The sequence below is a fragment of the Pseudohongiella acticola genome, assembly GCF_001758195.1.
Lineage (GTDB): Bacteria > Pseudomonadota > Gammaproteobacteria > Pseudomonadales > Pseudohongiellaceae > Pseudohongiella > Pseudohongiella acticola.
In genome coordinates this window covers 715,776-733,445 of sequence record NZ_MASR01000001.1, presented here as the reverse complement: position 1 = coordinate 733,445, position 17,670 = coordinate 715,776, and the positions used below count along the sequence as shown (strand labels likewise).

16 protein-coding genes are annotated in these 17,670 nt (G+C 54.9%); 10 read left to right on the top strand and 6 right to left on the bottom strand.

What is annotated here, in order from left to right:
* Nucleotides 1-7: 7 nt before the first annotated feature.
* A complete protein-coding gene (locus tag PHACT_RS03230; RefSeq protein WP_169819375.1) occupies nt 8-1,996 on the bottom strand; it encodes a redoxin domain-containing protein in 1,989 nt (662 codons plus the stop codon).
* Nucleotides 1,997-2,302: 306 nt separating this feature from the next.
* On the opposite strand from PHACT_RS03230, the gene PHACT_RS03225 reads away from it, so the two are divergent.
* From PHACT_RS03225 to PHACT_RS03210, 4 genes are all read left to right on the top strand, one after another.
* A complete protein-coding gene (locus PHACT_RS03225) occupies nt 2,303-3,376 on the top strand; it encodes a helix-turn-helix domain-containing protein (protein WP_169819374.1) in 1,074 nt (357 codons plus the stop codon).
* A gap of 114 nt (nt 3,377-3,490) precedes the next feature.
* Nucleotides 3,491-4,450, top strand: a complete 960-nt coding sequence (locus tag PHACT_RS03220) for an AAA family ATPase (protein WP_070115888.1) — start codon at nt 3,491-3,493, stop codon at nt 4,448-4,450.
* The gene (locus tag PHACT_RS03215; protein WP_070115887.1) at nt 4,414-5,472 is read left to right on the top strand and encodes a DUF58 domain-containing protein; all 1,059 of its coding nucleotides are present in this window, start codon (nt 4,414-4,416) and stop codon (nt 5,470-5,472) included. The genes PHACT_RS03220 and PHACT_RS03215 overlap by 37 nt, the downstream gene beginning before the upstream one ends.
* The gene (locus tag PHACT_RS03210; protein WP_070115886.1) at nt 5,469-7,406 is read left to right on the top strand and encodes a transglutaminase TgpA family protein; all 1,938 of its coding nucleotides are present in this window, start codon (nt 5,469-5,471) and stop codon (nt 7,404-7,406) included. Before PHACT_RS03215 ends, PHACT_RS03210 begins: the two co-directional genes overlap by 4 nt.
* A gap of 16 nt (nt 7,407-7,422) precedes the next feature.
* Here PHACT_RS03210 and PHACT_RS03205 read toward each other — a convergent pair whose 3' ends face one another.
* A complete protein-coding gene (locus tag PHACT_RS03205; protein ID WP_070115885.1) occupies nt 7,423-8,148 on the bottom strand; it encodes a hypothetical protein in 726 nt (241 codons plus the stop codon).
* 148 nt (nt 8,149-8,296) lie between these two features.
* On the opposite strand from PHACT_RS03205, the gene PHACT_RS03200 reads away from it, so the two are divergent.
* A complete protein-coding gene (locus PHACT_RS03200) occupies nt 8,297-8,971 on the top strand; it encodes a lysoplasmalogenase (protein WP_070115884.1) in 675 nt (224 codons plus the stop codon).
* Between the two features lie 229 nt (nt 8,972-9,200).
* Here PHACT_RS03200 and PHACT_RS03195 read toward each other — a convergent pair whose 3' ends face one another.
* Nucleotides 9,201-9,632, bottom strand: coding sequence for a DUF4920 domain-containing protein (locus PHACT_RS03195; RefSeq protein ID WP_070115883.1), 432 nt, complete (start codon nt 9,630-9,632; stop codon nt 9,201-9,203).
* Nucleotides 9,633-9,882: 250 nt separating this feature from the next.
* Between PHACT_RS03195 and PHACT_RS03190 the strand changes: the two genes are divergently transcribed.
* From PHACT_RS03190 to PHACT_RS03175, 4 genes are all read left to right on the top strand, one after another.
* Nucleotides 9,883-10,230 (top strand): PadR family transcriptional regulator, encoded by a 348-nt coding sequence (locus tag PHACT_RS03190; RefSeq protein ID WP_070115882.1) that lies wholly within the window; start codon nt 9,883-9,885, stop codon nt 10,228-10,230.
* The gene (locus PHACT_RS03185; RefSeq protein ID WP_070115881.1) at nt 10,230-11,174 is read left to right on the top strand and encodes an HAAS signaling domain-containing protein; all 945 of its coding nucleotides are present in this window, start codon (nt 10,230-10,232) and stop codon (nt 11,172-11,174) included. The genes PHACT_RS03190 and PHACT_RS03185 overlap by 1 nt, the downstream gene beginning before the upstream one ends.
* Before the next feature lie 95 nt (nt 11,175-11,269).
* Nucleotides 11,270-12,304 (top strand): patatin-like phospholipase family protein, encoded by a 1,035-nt coding sequence (locus PHACT_RS03180; RefSeq protein WP_070115880.1) that lies wholly within the window; start codon nt 11,270-11,272, stop codon nt 12,302-12,304.
* Nucleotides 12,305-12,475: 171 nt separating this feature from the next.
* Nucleotides 12,476-14,134, top strand: coding sequence for a tetratricopeptide repeat protein (locus tag PHACT_RS03175; RefSeq protein ID WP_070115879.1), 1,659 nt, complete (start codon nt 12,476-12,478; stop codon nt 14,132-14,134).
* A gap of 7 nt (nt 14,135-14,141) precedes the next feature.
* Here the strand turns inward: PHACT_RS03175 and PHACT_RS03170 are convergent, their stop codons facing one another.
* Nucleotides 14,142-15,482: a DASH family cryptochrome gene (locus PHACT_RS03170; RefSeq protein ID WP_083264299.1), complete on the bottom strand. Its 1,341-nt coding sequence runs from the start codon at nt 15,480-15,482 to the stop codon at nt 14,142-14,144.
* Between the two features lie 92 nt (nt 15,483-15,574).
* On the opposite strand from PHACT_RS03170, the gene PHACT_RS03165 reads away from it, so the two are divergent.
* On the top strand, nt 15,575-16,717 hold the full coding sequence (locus tag PHACT_RS03165; protein ID WP_083264298.1) for a peptidyl-alpha-hydroxyglycine alpha-amidating lyase family protein: 1,143 nt from the start codon (nt 15,575-15,577) through the stop codon (nt 16,715-16,717).
* A gap of 33 nt (nt 16,718-16,750) precedes the next feature.
* Here PHACT_RS03165 and PHACT_RS16300 read toward each other — a convergent pair whose 3' ends face one another.
* Nucleotides 16,751-16,927 (bottom strand): hypothetical protein, encoded by a 177-nt coding sequence (locus tag PHACT_RS16300; protein ID WP_169819373.1) that lies wholly within the window; start codon nt 16,925-16,927, stop codon nt 16,751-16,753.
* A 139-nt stretch (nt 16,928-17,066) separates the two neighbouring features.
* Nucleotides 17,067-17,669 (bottom strand): YqaA family protein, encoded by a 603-nt coding sequence (locus PHACT_RS03160; RefSeq protein WP_070115878.1) that lies wholly within the window; start codon nt 17,667-17,669, stop codon nt 17,067-17,069.
* Between the last annotated feature and the right edge of the window lies 1 nt (nt 17,670).

The following is a 17,670-nucleotide window of genomic DNA, read 5'->3' as shown; positions in this document are numbered from 1 at the left end:
GATAGTCTCAGAATGCATCCATCAGTGCCTCTCCCACCGGTGTCTGGGTCATCAGAACGTACAATTGATCGTATTCCAGGCCGCCTGATTGGTTGTAATCCAGTGACTCAAATGCTGCCGCCAGTTGGCCCCGCATATTGCCAGGCATTTCGTCCAATGACACCCGGCCATCCAGGCTGGTATCAAGAAAACCCAGCGCGACACTGGTTACAAAATGTGCCTCCGCGTCTACCCTGGAGTTAGCATCGGGGTCAGTGTTGCCGGCGTCAGCATAGCGATACGAAATACCGCCGTACAACATTTCTTCCGACGTCTGTTCACCCCAGCTTACAGTACGGTCCGGATCCGGATTGCTCAGGTTGTTGGCCGAATTGTCATATACTGTCCGGTGCACGACCATGGTGCCGGCTGGCACATGACGGGGTTGTTCGAATTTAAAGTAGCGTTGCCAATTAAAATCGTAGTTGGGCGAACTCAGCACCAGTTCTTCAGAGCCATCGGGATAACGCAGGCTGAAACGCGATGCTTTGCCACGGTAATGCGCGTGAGGAAACAGGGCATAAATGATGGCGTCGCGCTGGAATTGATAATAGGCAGTTTCTTCGTGCTCTCGGGCACCAGCTGGAATTTGCAGTTGCGGATTAATGATGGCGTAGTGTTGCAGGACGTGTTCCGGTGCCTGCTCAGCAAAATACAGACCGATACGCGTGTTGTCGGATGCTTCCCGGCCATAAGTCGTGTAATGCATCTGCGCGTAGAACGAGCTGTTGGCGGGCACATAGAGGCCGGTGCCCTCAGGATACTGATAGACTTCATTGCCTGGTACAAATGTCATCAGTTGCGGATCGGTCAACGCATCACCGTCGTCGGCATCATTGGCTGGCGAGTGTGGGCCGACGGTGGCAATGACATGGTGTACCGCCTGTCGGTCGCCGGGAATGATCTGCACGGCACGCACCCATACAGGCGTTGCCAGCGGATTGGCGACAGCAAAATTCTCATAATCCAGAACGCCGGTGGCAGGCACCGTAAAGCCGGGCAGGTCGATGATCAGGTCGGGTTCCCCGAGCGCCCAGGTGCTCTCCACGGCGGCGACTGATTCCAGTGGATCCGGACCATCACCGCGGCGAGCTCCTGCCTCAATCCAGTTGACCAATGTCTGTTCCTCTTCGATAGTCAGGCTGATATCGTGCGCGAAGTTACCGACTGCAGGGTCCGCGTGCCAGGGCGGCATGCGTTTGGTAAGAATTGTCTCACGAATCATCGGTGAGAAGCCCTGTATCATGGCATGACTGGTCATCGCCCAGGGTCCAATGCCGCCTGGTCGATGGCAATCGACGCACTTCCGCATCAGTATCGGCGCTACGCTGTCGGTATAGGAAATGTGTTGATAAGCATCGCGCTCCGCCGCATCGGGCAACGGCAGCTCCTCGCTACCATGGCTTGCCGGCATGGCGGTGACAGTCAGCGTCGCCGGATCGCCGGACGTGTGCTGTGCAAGCACATCGCGGACCGGATTGGCGGAGCCGGCTACGGAATCCACGACCGGGCCCCGATACAGGACCTGCCAGGTTTTGGTGTCGACAACCAGTGCCTGACCGGCATGTGTCAGTCCCAAGGCTCGGGTCACCAGTTGGGCACGGTCATCCAGCACGGACATATTGACATCGATGTCTTTCATGTCCGTTCGGATGGCCTCGCGATCCTCATCTTCAATCGCGTTGATCAGGAAGATCCGAACATTACTGAACTGCTGTTGAACGGCGGCCAGCGTGCGTGCCGATTCTGCTACCAGCGGCGATTCGATACGATGTGCCATCAGTACCACGGCACTGGCATCGTCGTGGTAATACAGCTCTGTGGCTTCGCCATGCTGATCAATCAGCATAAAGTTGGTGATGCGATCGTCCGCCCATGCAGTGCCGGCAGCCAACCAGAATGATGTCAGAGCGCAAATCATGCGAGGTATCCAGCGTGTGTAGTTGAGTAGCGTCATCGTTGATCTCCAGACCCTGTAGTATATGTGTTCGTGGATCATGCTAATGGAATGCGGCAACTCATGGCTGCCTGATATCTGACAATTGCCAATAAATCTGTTTATTTCGGATTTGCTCAGAATTGTCGGTATTTTCTTTTATTTCAGTTCCTTAGCCTGACTGTAAACGAGGCCTTCAGAATTGGTCAGCTTTTTTGCCAGATTTCTGTTTAAACGCTGGCAGCCATCGGTCAGAATCATGGGTTCGGGCTGACTGCTGCGGTTAGCGAAATGTATCAACAAGTCCTGTTGCAAAAGATGGGGTTCATGAACACAGCAACAATAATAATTTCTTCGATGGCCATTTCCCAGTTCGTCTTTCTGGCGGCTCATTTTTTGATCCGTTATCAAAATACAACAGGTAAAATGGTGGCAGGGCTATGCCTGTGCACAATCGCCTACCTGCTGAATGAATCACTTGATCTTGCTGACGGTAGCCTGGTCAATCTGGGTCTGGGAATAATGGCTACTGCGGCGCCATTTTTGTTGTGGTTGATCGCATCACGGCTTTTTGTTGATGAGCGTGAGAAACACACGTTTGCCTGGCTGGCGCTAGCGTTGTGTTACGTGCTCGATGTCTATCGCGCTGTCGGCTTTGCCGGAAATGAAAACAGCGCAGAGTCAACAATACTCGAACTTGCTGCCTACTTTGTCCCTCAGTTGATCCTTCTTGGTTTCCCATTGCACGCCATTTATCTGGCCATTCGCGGCTATGAATCCGATTTGCTTGAAGAGCGCAGGAAGTTCCGCATCGCCTTTATTACCGGGTTGGGGGTTGTGGTGGTTTTTATTGTGACCTGCGACATTCTGAATGATGTCCTCCAGGGCGGTCTCGCGGGCGGGGGTGATCCTTATGTTATTCTGGCGTCGCTGTGTCTGTTTCTGGTTGCGCTGATATTTAATCTTGGCTCAATTCAGTCGTCGAACAGTACACTAAAAATTGTCTCCGACAACGCAGCAGTGGACGCGACGACAGAGTCCATCGTCAATCCGGCAGCCGGTCAGGACCAGAGTCTTGTGCGGGCTATCGAGCGTGCGATGGAGGAAGATAAACTGTATCAGGAGCCGGGGCTTACCATTGCTGAACTCGCCACGCATATTGGTGTGTTGGAGTACAAAGCCAGGCAGCTTATAAACAAGTCAATGCAATACAAGAACTTTAACCAATTTCTCAACAACTATCGGATCAGTGAGGCGTGTCAGTTGATCAATAGTACAAAATACCCTGTTTCGCGAATCGCCATGGATGTCGGGTATTCGTCTCTGTCAGTGTTCAACCGGGCATTTAAAGAGCGGACAGGGGCGACGCCTTCTGAGTACCGCAAGCAACAGGGCCATTGACGGTTCGACGACAGGATAACCTCAATCAATCTGCCGGACAGCGCCCCTCGCCACAGATGGCACTGGTGTCGTGATTCGGGATACACTCGGTTTAGCCTGGGAGTATGACACCTGATGCAAAACAAGATTCACAATGCACTTGAACAGATCAATCGAACAGTGTTGGGCAAGGATGAGCAGATCCGGCTGGCGCTGTGCTGCCTGTTGGGTGGCGGACACCTGTTGCTGGAAGACCTTCCCGGCATGGGCAAGACAACGCTGGCTCACACGCTCGCCGGCGTGATGGGACTGGCTTTTCGCCGCATCCAGTTCACCAGTGACCTGTTGCCGGCAGATATTCTGGGAGGTTCCGTATTTGACCCGTCATCGGGACAGTTTCACTTTCATGAAGGGCCGGTATTTTGCCAGGTTTTGATGGCTGATGAGATTAACCGTGCCACACCACGCACCCAAAGCGCGCTGCTGGAGGCCATGGAAGAAGGGCAAGTGTCACTGGATGGCGAAACCCGTCCGTTGCCGGAGCCGTTTTTTGTTATTGCGACGCAGAACCCGTCAGAGCTGGCAGGTACCTACCCATTGCCTGAATCCCAGACTGACCGCTTTCTGATGTGCCTGTCATTGGGTTACCCGGATCGTGCTTCAGAAAGACAATTGCTGGCAGATCCGGATCGACGGTTGCAGTTACCCACTCTGCAGGTTTGCCTGACACCCGCAGATCTGCAGAGCTGGCAGCAGTCGCTGATCGACGTGCAATTATCTGACGCGGTACTCGATTACATCCAACGGCTGATTCAATTCACACGGCAATCTCCACGTATTCAGTTGGGGCTGTCGCCGCGCGGTGGGCTGGCTATTGTACGCGCAGCGCGATGTTACGCACTGATGGACGGACGCAAATATGTGACACCGGATGACGTTCAAGCCGTGTTTTCGGCAGTGGCGAATCACCGGTTGAGCGGCAGTGATGCCATGGTCGATGCACTGGCGGTAACAGACCAGCCTTCAGATCGTGATCAATTGCAGGAGAACCTGGCGCAATGGGTGCTGGCATCGGTCAACGTACTGAGCGAGTGATTGCTGCCTGGCAGTGGTTGCTTCACAGGCTTCCGGTGCAGGCCTTCAGGAAGCGGCAGGCACGCTGGCTGGCGCGCCGGGTGCCACCAGGCAATAAGTTGCGACTGAGTCAACGAATCATTTTTATCCTGCCGACGATGCGCGGGGTAATGTTTGGTTTCGGTGCGATTATTGTGATGATCATTGCCGTTGCCGAGCGCAACCTGGTGGCTTTGCTGCTGGGCACCCTGTTTCTGAGTCTGTTCCTGCTCAGTCTGATCCTCTGCTATCGCAACCTGAGTGGTCTCCTTCTGAGCGCTGCTGATCTACAATTGTTTCCGCCCCGACAGCGCGTTTTTAAGGGTGACGTGGCTGATTTTCGCATCGCACTGACGGCTGCCGGTGGGCGTCGCTCCCATCAGGATCTATGGTTGGGTTTCGGTGACGACTCGATGATGCGGTTGTCGATTGGGGCAGGTGCTTCCACAACCATCACGCTGAGCACACAAGCAGCGCAGCGTGGGGTGTTATCGGCGCCGCGGTTGATGTTGCGTACCCAGTACCCGGTTGGTTTGTGGCGAGCATGGAGTCGACCGGACCTGGCGATGCGAGTGTTGGTATACCCGCAACCATTTACCTGTACGCTGCCCGCAATTGCCAGCCGCACGGTGTCTCGACAGCCCGGTGAGCAGCAGGCGTCATGCCGCTCTGGAATGGACGATTTTCTTGGGCTTCGCAGCTATCAGGCTGGGGATTCACGACGGCACATCGCCTGGCAGGCCATGGCCAAAGGGCAGGGCCTGCGTACCAAACAATTTGTCAGCGAAGGCGATCAGACAATCTCATTGCGTTGGTCGATGTTTCAGGGCCATGACCCAGAGACCATTCTGGCGTTTTTAAGTTATCAAGTGCTGCACCTGAGTCGTCGTCAACACAGCATTGAGCTGCGTTTGCCAGCGAACGTGAAGGTTGCTGCAGGTCAGGGCGAGGCGCATAAGCATCAACTATTGCAGGCGCTGGCGCTGTGGGAGCCGCCAGTATGACCGACGTCAATACCACAGTTCGTGATCTAAATGCTGCCAACAGGCATCAGTACAATGATAAAGCAGCGGACGTCCGTAATGACAATGCCGTTAGCGTGCCAACAGCACTCCTGGCGGCGGTTGCGTTGGTGCTGCCGCCACTACAGGCACAGGCCTGGTGGCTGATTTTGCCGTGTCTGGTGTGTCTAATACTGCGCTGGCATACCATTGCCTTTGTGCTTCTGTTTGCCGCCGTACCGGAAGCTGACGGTTGGCCTGCCGGGTTGTATTTTCTGAGCCTGGTACTGTTGTTGTTGATGCGTATGAGTACTGGTCCCGCAGACACGGCGCTGAGTCAGCTGGGCAAAGCCGGGCGTCAGGTGTTGCTGGCTTTGCCTGTACTGATGCTGTTGGCGGCTGTCATGCTGGTGGCAGGTGCGGGCTGGTCAGAGCGTACACCGGACAACAGCGCGCGCACAGGTGTCAGTGACCGCATGACGCCAGGCAGTGTCAGCGAACTGGTCAACGACGGTAATCTGGCGATGCGCGTCGGTTTTAACGACGTTACTGAGAGCGATGCAGACGTCGATAACGACGGTGGCAGCGGCCCGGTTTTATTGCCCCAGGATCTGTACTGGCGCGGCCTGGTACTGGAACATTTTGATGGGCGCAGCTGGACCCGCGAGAATCAATTGATGTTTGACCTGGATCCTCCACCCGTTATTACTGGACAGCAGTCAAGGCTGCTGTATCAGGTCACCCTGGAACCCACCCGGCAGGCCTGGCTTTATGGTCTGCATCAGGCGCATACCACGCGCGCAGATACGTACCGCGATAGCCGGGGCATGCTGATCAGCGCAGATATCATACGCCAGCGCATCCGTTATCCAGTCACCTCTGTAACGCCGCAGCGGGAACTGGATCTGCACGGCAGCATGCGCGAGCGGAATCTGGCACTGCCCGCTGGCAGCAATCCGCAAACCCGGCAGTGGGTCGCCGGATTGCGACGCACGCATCCTGATGATCACGACTTCAGCCGGACGGTGCTGCAGTATTTTAACCAGCAGCCGTTTTTTTATACGCTCACGCCAGCGGTGGCACGAGTGCAGGCGCAGACCCAAACCCTGAGCAACAGCGTCGACGATTTCCTGTTCAACAGCCGCGAAGGTTATTGCGAACACTATGCCAGTGCTCTAACGTTTACCTTGCGTGCGGCCGGTATTCCGGCACGTGTGGTGGCGGGTTACCAGGGGGGGGAGCAGAACCCCATCACCGGTCACTGGAGTGTTTACCAATTCAATGCCCACGCCTGGGTGGAAGCGTGGTACCCCGATACTGGCTGGCAGCGACTTGACCCGACGCTGTCGGTTGCTCCCGAGCGCATCATTCAGGGAATCGACGCATGGCTGGCGGCACTGGGCAACGATGAGGCTCGTGCTAACCTGGATGGTGGCACCCGGTTGCGAATGCTGCTCGGCGACATCCCGGGTTTTGACAGCGCCCGACATGGTCTCGATGCGCTACAGCATGGCTGGAATCTCAGCGTGTACGATGCCGATGGCGACCTGCGTACTGAAGAGTTGGCAACCTGGCTAGAATCCCGTGGTCTTGGCAATCTGCCTGTCTGGTTGCTGGCCTTGCTGTTGTTGGCGGTTGGACTGCGTGCAATGTTTGGTGAGCGTACGCATGGACGACGGCAACGATCACCTGTCATTCAGGCTTACATGCGCCTGGATGCGCGATTACAAAAGCAGGGGCTGGGACGAATGCCGTCAGAAACCATCAGGGCGCACCTGACTCGAATTTCGGAGTGGCTTCCGGAACAGGCAGGCGCTCTGCATGAGCTGGGTCAATTGATGACGGTAGCTGAGTACAGTAACGACAGCAATGAACAGCGAGACGTGTCTGCGCGCATGCATCAGTTGATTCGCTTCGTCCGGTCTGCGCGACGTTAATCCCGGTAGACGACGATCAGTCTTCGGTCTTGAGTGACATTGCGGTTCGCCAGCGCGAATGGTTCAGGTAGATCTGGTAAAGATGGATAGCGGCGGCAACAATCAGCGCGACCAGGGCCAGATAACGTTGGTCGCCCGTGACCCCCAAGGTGATTCCAAACAACGCAAGGGCACCGACAACGGCGAACGTCGAGTAGAAGTCTCGACGAGTGGCCGGTGCTGTGATCGAGAAAAAAGCACGGTTGTCCGGATCCTGCCTGGCTCTGCGAAAGATGGAGTGCAGGGCGGCTGTCATGGCACCGAATATTATTGCCAGAATGAGAAACCAGGGCATCAGGTAGTCCATGCCCAGACATGCGATCAGGGTGAATTCCAGAACACCAATGCCGATCGGTACCAGTGAATCTCCCGGGGAGGGTACCCAACTGAAGCGCATTGTCATGCTGCTATACAATAGCCAGATGAGCATGATGCCGAGCAGCGTAACAGCAATTTGCAGCCAGCTTAGTATCGACAGCCAGGATAGTTGCAATAAGGTGTTATCACCAGTGATGTGCACCCAGAGCAACTCAAGCGCCAGCGCCTGAATGATACTGAGCAGTGTCAGTAACACCATGGGCATCTGATTCTTGGCACGTTCGCGCATGCTGACATCCCCCTCGAGCATTAACAGTGTTGAATTGCCTGCAGCCGACCGCCCTGATGAGCGTTTGCGATTGGCGTCAGTATTGGTTGCTGGCAATGTAACAATCTCCGTGCAATAAGACACTGGTCACTTTTCAGCGTTCCAATATCAACAGAGTTTCAGGAGCCAATGTCAAAAAAGCACTGATGATCTTGCCGTCAGTTAAGGGTATGCTCGGTATCTGATCAAATAGAGAATATCAGAAATGCCGGATTTGTCACACGCATCAAGATTGTCAGCGCTTTCGCTCTTCTCACCTATATGGCTGGTGGTCTTTCTGTTGTTCAGCCTGTTCTACATCTTTTTACCGGAATCCATCGCGCCGGACTGGCGCTGGTTGCTGAAGATCATTCCAATTGCCTTGTTGTTACTGATGGCGCTGGGCAGGACGCACGGCGCGGTCCGTCTGCTACTGGGGCTTGGCCTGGTGTTATCGGCTACGGGCGATGTTCTGCTGGCGCTGGAGGACAAGTTTGTGCCCGGGCTTGTGGCCTTTTTGCTGGCTCAGGTCATCTATACCGTTCTGTTTTTGACGCAGTGTCGCTGGCAGCGGCGTCGCCTGCTCTGGGCGATGTTTATTGTGACCTATGCAGTGGTGTGTACGCTGCTTATTGTCCCTGCATCTGGCGACATGAAAGTGCCCGTGATTGCTTACATGGTCGCAATCAGTGCGATGGCCATGGCGGCAGGTTTCAGGCGTGAGCCGCAGTTTCTTTGGGTGGCTATGGGTGCGCTGCTGTTTATGGTGAGCGATACTCTGATTGCTGTCGATCGCTTCGTGTCGCCTTTTGCATACTCAGGGATAGCTGTCATGCTGACTTACTACCTGGCTCAACTGCTGATCTGTACAGGCATCGTCAGGCATAATACAACAGCGTGAGTCGGTTTGCCTTGACCCTGGATATCAATCGTGTCGAGGTTGGCCAGAGTATCCGGCAACATCACTCAGCACCAACGCTGGATGATTCGAAGTTACGCGCTGACGCTGGGTACCGAATCTGGTCATCGCTGAGTGGGTGTTTGTTGCCGCGCTGGTCTCACAGAGGGTGGCATCACGAGGTGCGCCAGACGCTGCCGGCAGCGTCTGACAGCAGTTTATAGCCAGCCTTTCAGGACAGTACGTCTACGCCGGTGGCGACAAACTGGTATTCAATGATGGGCTGAGTCACCGTTGTGGGATCGCCACCGGCATCCTCTATCAGGTGTTTACTGTCTTCCAGACTCAGTTCTACTTTTTCCATGGTGCCTTCGGCACGAACAATTTTGCCACGAACCGAGAAGGGCACGAAGAACCCATAATCCTTGAAGGTGACACGGACATCGCCTGCGTCACTGGAAAATCCCAGCCAGCAGCCTTTGGCCTGGCATACTGAAGTGACTTCGGCTTCTACCAGCAGCGTACCCTGATGGCCGGCGTCTACCGAGGCGATTGCTTCCGGCACCGTGCTCGATCGCCCGTCTGTGACTGGGGCGCCGTATTGCTCTGCCTGCGTGGCCGTTGTGCACAGGAGTAGAAGCGCCAAGGTGATCAGTCTGTTCATGAGTGTGTCGTCCGTTGTTTGGGGATGACGCTACTATGCCGCATACAGGCGCGATAATTCAAGCCGCTGTCCCTGATGTTTGCCTGCTCCTGCTGGCGCATTAATCTGAGCTGTTGTGTCTGCCTGAATATCTTTATCAACTGATTCCCGACATTTCCCTTGCAATAATACTGTGTGGCGCCTAGTATTATGCTGTGTGGTACACAGTATGTGGCGCACAGTATACGCCGCAGAAAACAGGGTGAGAACAATGACCACTGCAAAACTCGACAAAATGCGCCTCGAACTTCGCAGGGGGGTGCTGGTACTGGCGGTACTGGCATCACTCAGGCAGCCGCATTATGGCTATTCGCTGCGCAGGCAGTTACAGGAGCGCGGCATTGAAATAGATGAAGGCACCTTGTATCCCCTGATTCGTCGCCTGGCGGAGCAGGAGCTGCTGGACAGTGAATGGCGTCAGGGTGAAGGTCGGGAACGTCGCTATTACCAATTGTCGGTATCTGGCAGGGAGCTGTTGGGGCAATTGAGTGAAGAATGGCAACAATTAAACGGTGCGCTGGCCAGCATTCTGGGTGGTGCAGAGGAGGAGACAGAGTGATGGATCTGGTGACGCGTTATATCGCTGCTGTGCAGCGTGAGCTGCCCGAGAACAAACGGGAGGAAATTGGTCGCGAACTGAAGGCCAATATCATGGATCAACTTGACGCTCTGGCCGAGGAGCACGGCGAGATAAGTGATGCTGACATTGCCGTGGCGCTTAAACGCATGGGGCGACCGCGCACAGTGGCACAACAGTTTGTTCCGCCACAGCCGTTGATCCGGTTGTCCTATATGCCGATTTATCAATACACCCTTTTTCTGGTGCTCGGCCTCCTGTTTTTGCTGCAGGTGGCAGAGACGACAGTTACATGGCTGGCCAGCGAAAGTATGGGGTTGATCCGGTATGTGCTGACGCTGACAGTCGGTTTTCTGGATGAAGCGGTTTTCGGTTTTGCCAGTGTTACTCTGGTGTTCTGGTTGCTGTCGCGTCAGACCGATGGTAGCAAACCCTGCCAGGAAACAGACTGGCATCCCGAGCAACTGCCTGATGCGGGGCCCGGCTGGCAGCATATTTCCATGGAGGACATCTTTACCGATCTGGCCACCTACCTGTTTCTTCTGATCCTGATCTGGTACACGGTGTGGATGCCGCCCGAGCAACTGGATAACGTACGGTTTTTTATCAGTGACCAGTCACACCTTTTTCTGAAATGGGTCAGCCCTCTGGCGATGTTTGGTCTAGCAGCAGGACTATGGCAGCTCAAGCAGCGATTCTGGACTCGGCCCATGCTGATGACCAATATCGCTCTCAACCTGGCGTTGGTCACTGCGACATTGGCGCTGGCAGCAAGCAGTCCGTTGTTGCACAGTGACGTAGCCCAATGGCAAGGTGTGTTTAGTCTGGAGCAGCTTGAGCGTAATGCCAGAATCGCTCTGGTGATTATTGCACTCTACCCTGCGTGGGAGATTGGGCGTGACCTGTTCAGGTTGCGCAGGTTTTGACAAATATGTGATAAAACGTTATGTAGATTGTCCAGTCTAAAATCTCACTTCCGAGTCTTGAGTTCGGTGGGGGTAATAATCAGGAGGATATCTGTATGACGACTCAATTCAGAAACCTGACTTTCGAAGGTGGAGGTGTCAAGGGCATCGCCTACATTGGTGCCATGCAGATTCTGGAAGGGCGCGGCGTTTTGCCGGGGATTCGTCGCGTTGGTGGCACCAGCGCAGGTGCCATCAATGCGCTGATATTTGCGCTGGGCTACAGCATAGCCGAGCAACAGGAAATTCTGCGTTCAACAGATTTTCACAAATTCATGGATGACTCGTTTGGCTTGATTCGGGACGTAAGACGTCTGTCCCGGCAATTTGGCTGGCACAAGGGCGATTTCTTTGAATCATGGATCGGAGCGTTGATTGAAAAGCGTCTGGGCAGCCGACACGCGACGTTTGCTGATTTGAGTGCAGCGGGCCTGCCCGAACTCTACGTCATCGGTACAAATTTATCGTCCGGTTTTGCCGAAGTGTTTTCAGCGGAGCGCCATCCAGACCTGGAGTTGGCGACGGCCGTGCGTATTTCCATGTCGATTCCGCTGTTTTTTTCTGCCATGCGCCATGGCGAACGCGAAGATGTGTACGTTGATGGCGGCGTACAGCTTAATTACCCGGTCAAACTCTTCGATCGTGAGCGTTATATCGACCTGGAGAACGAAGCAGAAGCCGTGCGAGCGACGGCTTACTATAATCGTGAAAATGCCCGCTTCCAGTTAAAGCAGCCAGGTCGAAGTCCGTATGTCTACAATCGCCAGACACTGGGGATGCGCCTGGATAGCGCCGAGGAAGTAGCGTTGTACCGGTACGATGAACCTTTGTCGGGCAAACCTATCAAGTCATTCAGTGACTACGCCCGCGCTTTGCTGGGTGCCTTGATGAACGCTCAGGAGAACAGTCACTTGCACAGTGATGACTGGCAACGCACGGTCTATATCAACACGCTGGATGTAGGCACGGTGGACTTTGATCTGTCCGACGACAAAAAGCGGGCACTGATCGAAGAAGGTATCAGCGGCACTGAACGCTATTTTGACTGGTTTGAAGACCCGGCGGAGACTCCCGTAAACCGGCTTGAATAGACAACAGTACGACAGGCGGGCCAGCCTGAATTAACCTCGCGCGTATCAACCTGCACATCAGCCCGGCCAGAAAATGCCCGGGCTGACGATTTCCGGCCTGTCCATTGGCGCCGTTCGCGTTATACTCGGTTGCACCTAATCTAATGAATGACAATAAGAACGGAGCACGTCATGAAGCGAATGCTGTCCATCATTTTCCTGTTATCCGGGTTTCTGTCTACCACGCCCGTGTTTGGCCAGGACCAGGCCCTGGCGATTCTGGTACCCGGGGGTGGCAGCTACAGCCGACCCACATCCATCGACAACGCTGAGGCGCAGGCTTTTTTTGACCAGGGCCTGAGAATGGCCTGGAGCTTCTATTTCCCGGAGTCCATTGCCTCGTATCAGGAGGCCGCACGTCTGGCGCCGGACAGTCCGATGCCACACTGGGGGCTGGCGCATGCGGCAGGGCCCAACCCGAATAGCCGTTATGCCAACTTGCCTGATGACCCACAGGGCGCGGGGCTGGCGGCAATACGCCGTGCACTGGAGCTTTCCAATAATGGCACTGCCAAAGAGCAGGGCATGATCAACGCACTTTTTATTCTGTATAACAAAGATGCTATCCCGGATGATCGTGAGCGTGATGCCGCCTATCTTAATGCCATGGGCGAATTGCATCAGCAATATCCCGATGATCCTGATATAGCGACCGTGTTTGCCGAAGCCTACATGAATACGACCCGCTGGGATTACTGGGGCGCCGACGGCTCAGCCAAAGCGGGCACCGCAGTGGCTCAGGCAGCACTGGAATCGGCAATGGCGTCAGAACATGACCATCCGGGCGCCAACCATCTGTATATCCACTTGATGGAAGCTTCGTCGCAGCCAGAACTGGCCATGCCAGCGGCGCAAAAGCTGGAGTCGATTGTGCCGATTTCCGGGCACATGGTGCATATGCCGGGACATATTTACCTGCGCGTTGGTGAATACGAGAAAGCTGTCAGCACAAACGAGCGTTCGCAGATCGTGGATCAACAATTCGCCGAACTCTGGGGAGACACCAATTTCCCGACCATTGGTACCTATTCACTGTCGCATCGTTCGCATTCTGCGCACGCGCTTGATTTTGTGCGATATGCCAATATGCTGCAGGGCAACTACGCACAGGCTGCTGAAGCAGCGGCTCGCAATGCCGCCAATGCCTCGGCCGCCAGCGGTCGCGGGCAAAAGAATATCGCCCACGAATGGGTGATCGACAAGGTGTTTGCGCAGTGGGACAAGATTCATGCCGACCATACGGCCAATCTGGAGAAAGCGACCACGCCGTATCTGCGGGGCATGCTGAGTTATGTCATGGGCAGTGCGCATGTCGCCAAAGGTCACACGGCGGCCGCCCAGCAGGAGCTGGACAATATCAGGACGCAGATACAGGCGGATGACGTCGATCAGGGTGTTGGCCCGACGCCGGCTTCACATGTGCTGACTCTGGCGATGCATGCCCTGATGGGGGAGATGGAAGAGGCGCAGGGTAATATTGATGCTGCCATTGCGCATTATGAACAGGCGGTACAATATCACGATAATCTGAACTACACTGAGCCGCCGGACTGGTCACAGTCAGTGCGCCTGTACCTGGGGGCTGCATTGCTGGAAGCGGGTCGTCCGGAAGAGGCTGAAGCAGTTTATCGCCAAGACCTGGAATGGAATCAGCAAAATGGCTGGGCCAACTTCGGGTTGTACCAGGCGCTTTCCGCGCAGGGTAAGTCGGCAGAAGCGGCCATCGTTTATCGTCAATTTCAGGATCAGTGGCGTAATGCGGACGTGGAGTTGACCCGGTCGCACCTCTGAGGGCTGATCAGCCAATCGGCCAGTCTGCGGCATCAACCGAGTCCAGCGCGGCCTCGGGTGCATCCGGCGCCCAACGGTGAACATAGGCCCTGTGCGGATCGTACAGGGCCGTTTGTTTCTCGATATCGAAATGCCTGCCGCCGCGCGGATCGACGCCGACACCGGCGATGTATTGCCAGTTGCCCCAGTTTACGGCGACGTCGTAGTCAATCAACTGGTGTTCAAACCAGGCAGCGCCGTAACGCCAGTCCATGCCCAGTTCGTTAACAAAACAACTGGCAGCAATCTGCCGGCCCCGGTTTGACAGGTAACCGGTTTCCCTGAGCTGGCGCATACACGCATTGATCAGCGGCCAGGGCGTATTGCCGTGGCACCATTTCTGATAGCGCTCCGGATGCAGACAGCCGTGTTGTGGCTTTTGCTTAAGCCCTTTCTGCACATAGAGTTTGTCGCCGATGATCAATGCCAGCCATTGAAAGTACTCGCGCCAGAACAGTTCAAAAAGCAACCACCGGGTTGACTCGTTGCTGTCATGCCGGGCTTCATAGTCACGCAATGTCTGCGCAACGCGTCTGGCAGACAGGCAACCCTGGTTCAGCCAGGGTGATAATTTGGAGGAGTTTTCCCATCCGTCGAGCTGATCGCGAACTTCTTTGTAACCCGACGGCAGATCGCTGTTGAAGTAAGTGTGCAGATGACGTTTACCAGCCTGTTCACCACCGCCCGTCGCTGCAATGCTGTGTAGTGTCTGTGATGCTGGTGGCCGCCGGTAGCTGACGGGTATCCATTGGGGCTGGGCAGGATCAGGGACGGATCTGAGAATCGGCCTCGGTAAAGACATTGGCGCCTGTGCAGTCGCAGGCACACTCAGATTCTCGACCTGTTTGCGAAATGGCGTGAACCCGTTCTCTAACTCCAGTGACATCGTCTGCATCTGAGCCTGATCAAACAGCGTGTAGTTGTCGACCTCGACGATATCAAGCTTCGGAAAGCGCTCCTTCAGGATTCGCAGCACTTTGCGTTCGTCGCTGCCGACCTGCCGACTGCAGATCAGTCGGCTGATTTTATGCCGGGCGATCAGACTGATCAGTTGCTGCTCGGGAAAACCGTACTCTATGTACAGGTGCTGGTTGAGCGCAGACAGGGCAGATGTCAGATCTTCCAGTGCCTGTTGCAGAAAGTGCCATCGGTGGCTTCCCATGGAGCTGATGTGGTAGCGGTGTGGATTAAACCAGCGCTGATCAACACAAAAGACACACAGCAAAGCGTCACTTTGCGCTGCGCGAATAAGGGCGGGGTTGTCATCCAGCCGGAGGTCCTGTGTGAACCAGTACAGCGTCGTCAGCATTGCGTTATCCTGCGCTCTCGGTTGACCTGAAGGTTCTACAGAGTATGCTTAACAGGGCATGGCATTACAACAATAAGGAGCTATGAAGCCTGATGACAAAGACAATGGATTCTCCAAAACTGATTTTAGTCTCTGCGGCTGTTGCCGTATCCCTGATGACCGGTTGTGCTGGTATTTCCGACACCGGTGGCAACAGCATCAGCGGTGACGGGATGCCCAATCCGAACCCGGTGGTTACCCGAAACTGGGGGGAGCTGCCAGAGGGGCGCGAGTGGGGTTCGACCGCCGGTGTTGACATAGACCCCTTTGATGGCCATGTGTGGGCCTACGAGCGCTGTGGTGCCGGCAGTTTCGGCTCTGGTGTACCGATAAACTGTCACACCAACCCAGTCGCGCCGATCTTCAAGTTTGACCGGAATACGGGTGAGGTGCTGGCCAATTTTGGTGCCGGCATCATGGTAACCCCGCACGGCATTCATGTGGACGATGAAGGCAATGTGTGGGTGACCGATTTTGCCACCAATGACGACGCCACCAAAGGTCAGCAAGTACACAAATTCAGCCCGACCGGTGAGCTGTTGCTGAGTCTGGGTACGCCCGGACAAACCGGTAACGACAGCCGACATTTTAATCAGCCCAATGATGTTGTGGTGGGCCCGGACGGCAGCATATATGTATCCGATGGCCACAGTGGCCAAGGTATGACCACTAACGACGCCATGGCTGAGGGTCGCGCCAATGGCCTGACTGCACGTATCATGAAATTCGCGCCGGACGGCACGTTTATCAAACAGTGGGGACAGATTGGCGTACGCCACGGTGAATTCCGCACGCCGCATGCGGTGGACTTTGATTCGCAAGGACGACTCTGGGTCGCGGACAGGGGCAATCACCGACTGGAGATATTTGATCAGGACGGTAATTATCTGGAGTCGCGCTACATGTTCAGTCGTGTCAGTGGCATCTTTATTACTGAGGATGACATGCTTTATGCCATCGACTCCGAGTCCAGTCCCACTAATCATGTGGGCTGGCGCAACGGTGTACGGATCGGGCATATCGATCACGATCATGTGACGGGTTTTATTCCCCCATTTGAACGTGAAGACCGTGTCTATCAGGGGACAGCCGGTGAAGGCGTTGCCGTCGATGCCCACGGCAACGTATATGCGGCCGAAGGGCCCAATTCGCTGAGTCAGGCTGGTGGAGCCTTTACCCGTTACTCGGTGGATTGATTCCGACCAACAGGGTTGCGGGTGCATGGACTGTCACGACGGAAAATGCACCAGCTCCCGTTTTAACACTTCCAGCAACAGCCGGTGCAGGCACTGTTTGCCGTGGTTATCCACGCTGTGCATATCCTCCAGACTGACAATCCGTGCCTGCAGCAGACGCCTGACGGTGGTGACATCCATTTCCAGTAAGATGCTGTTATCGCTGTGCATCGAGAGTCTCCTTCCAGTTAGGTATGATGGACACTTCGATGTTAATGAGAAAGATTATCATTTGCAATAAATAATTTGATCCTCTGCCAATTGACTGCTGAAGAAGCATCAAAACCGGAAATAATGCCTGCGATGTGCACTACATCACCATGCCAGCCAGCGCCTGCATGGCCAGTGAAAACACCAGTACAATAGCGCCGCCGATGAGGCTGGTGCGTAGCGCATGACGTTGCCACATGTCTTCAACACGGCTGCCGAAACGGTTGACCAGCCAGGCCAGGCCGAAGTAACGAATGCCGCGTGAAATTACTGTTGCCAGCACAAACAGATAGATCGGATAGCCCGATAGTCCCGCTGTAACCATGGCTATCTGGAATGGAATGGGCAGGATGCCCAGCGTCAGAATGGCAATAAATCCGTAGTTTTCAAAGAATGTCTGAAAACTATCGTAGCTGTCCTGCATGTTCATGGTGTCGATAAACCAGTTGCCGACGGACTGGAACAACACCATACCGATGCCGTAACCCAACAGCGAGGCCAACAGACAACCAGACAACACAACGCTGGCGAGAATCCAGCTGCGAGCTTTATCGGCAGCCATCAACGGAATCAGAATGACTTCGATGGGCACCGGGATGATGATGGTTTCCAGGAATGAGAGAGTGCCCAGAAACCAGAGCATGTGTCTGGAATTGCTGATACGGTCAAACCAGCGTTTTGCGCGTCTGGAATGCAGTGCCATG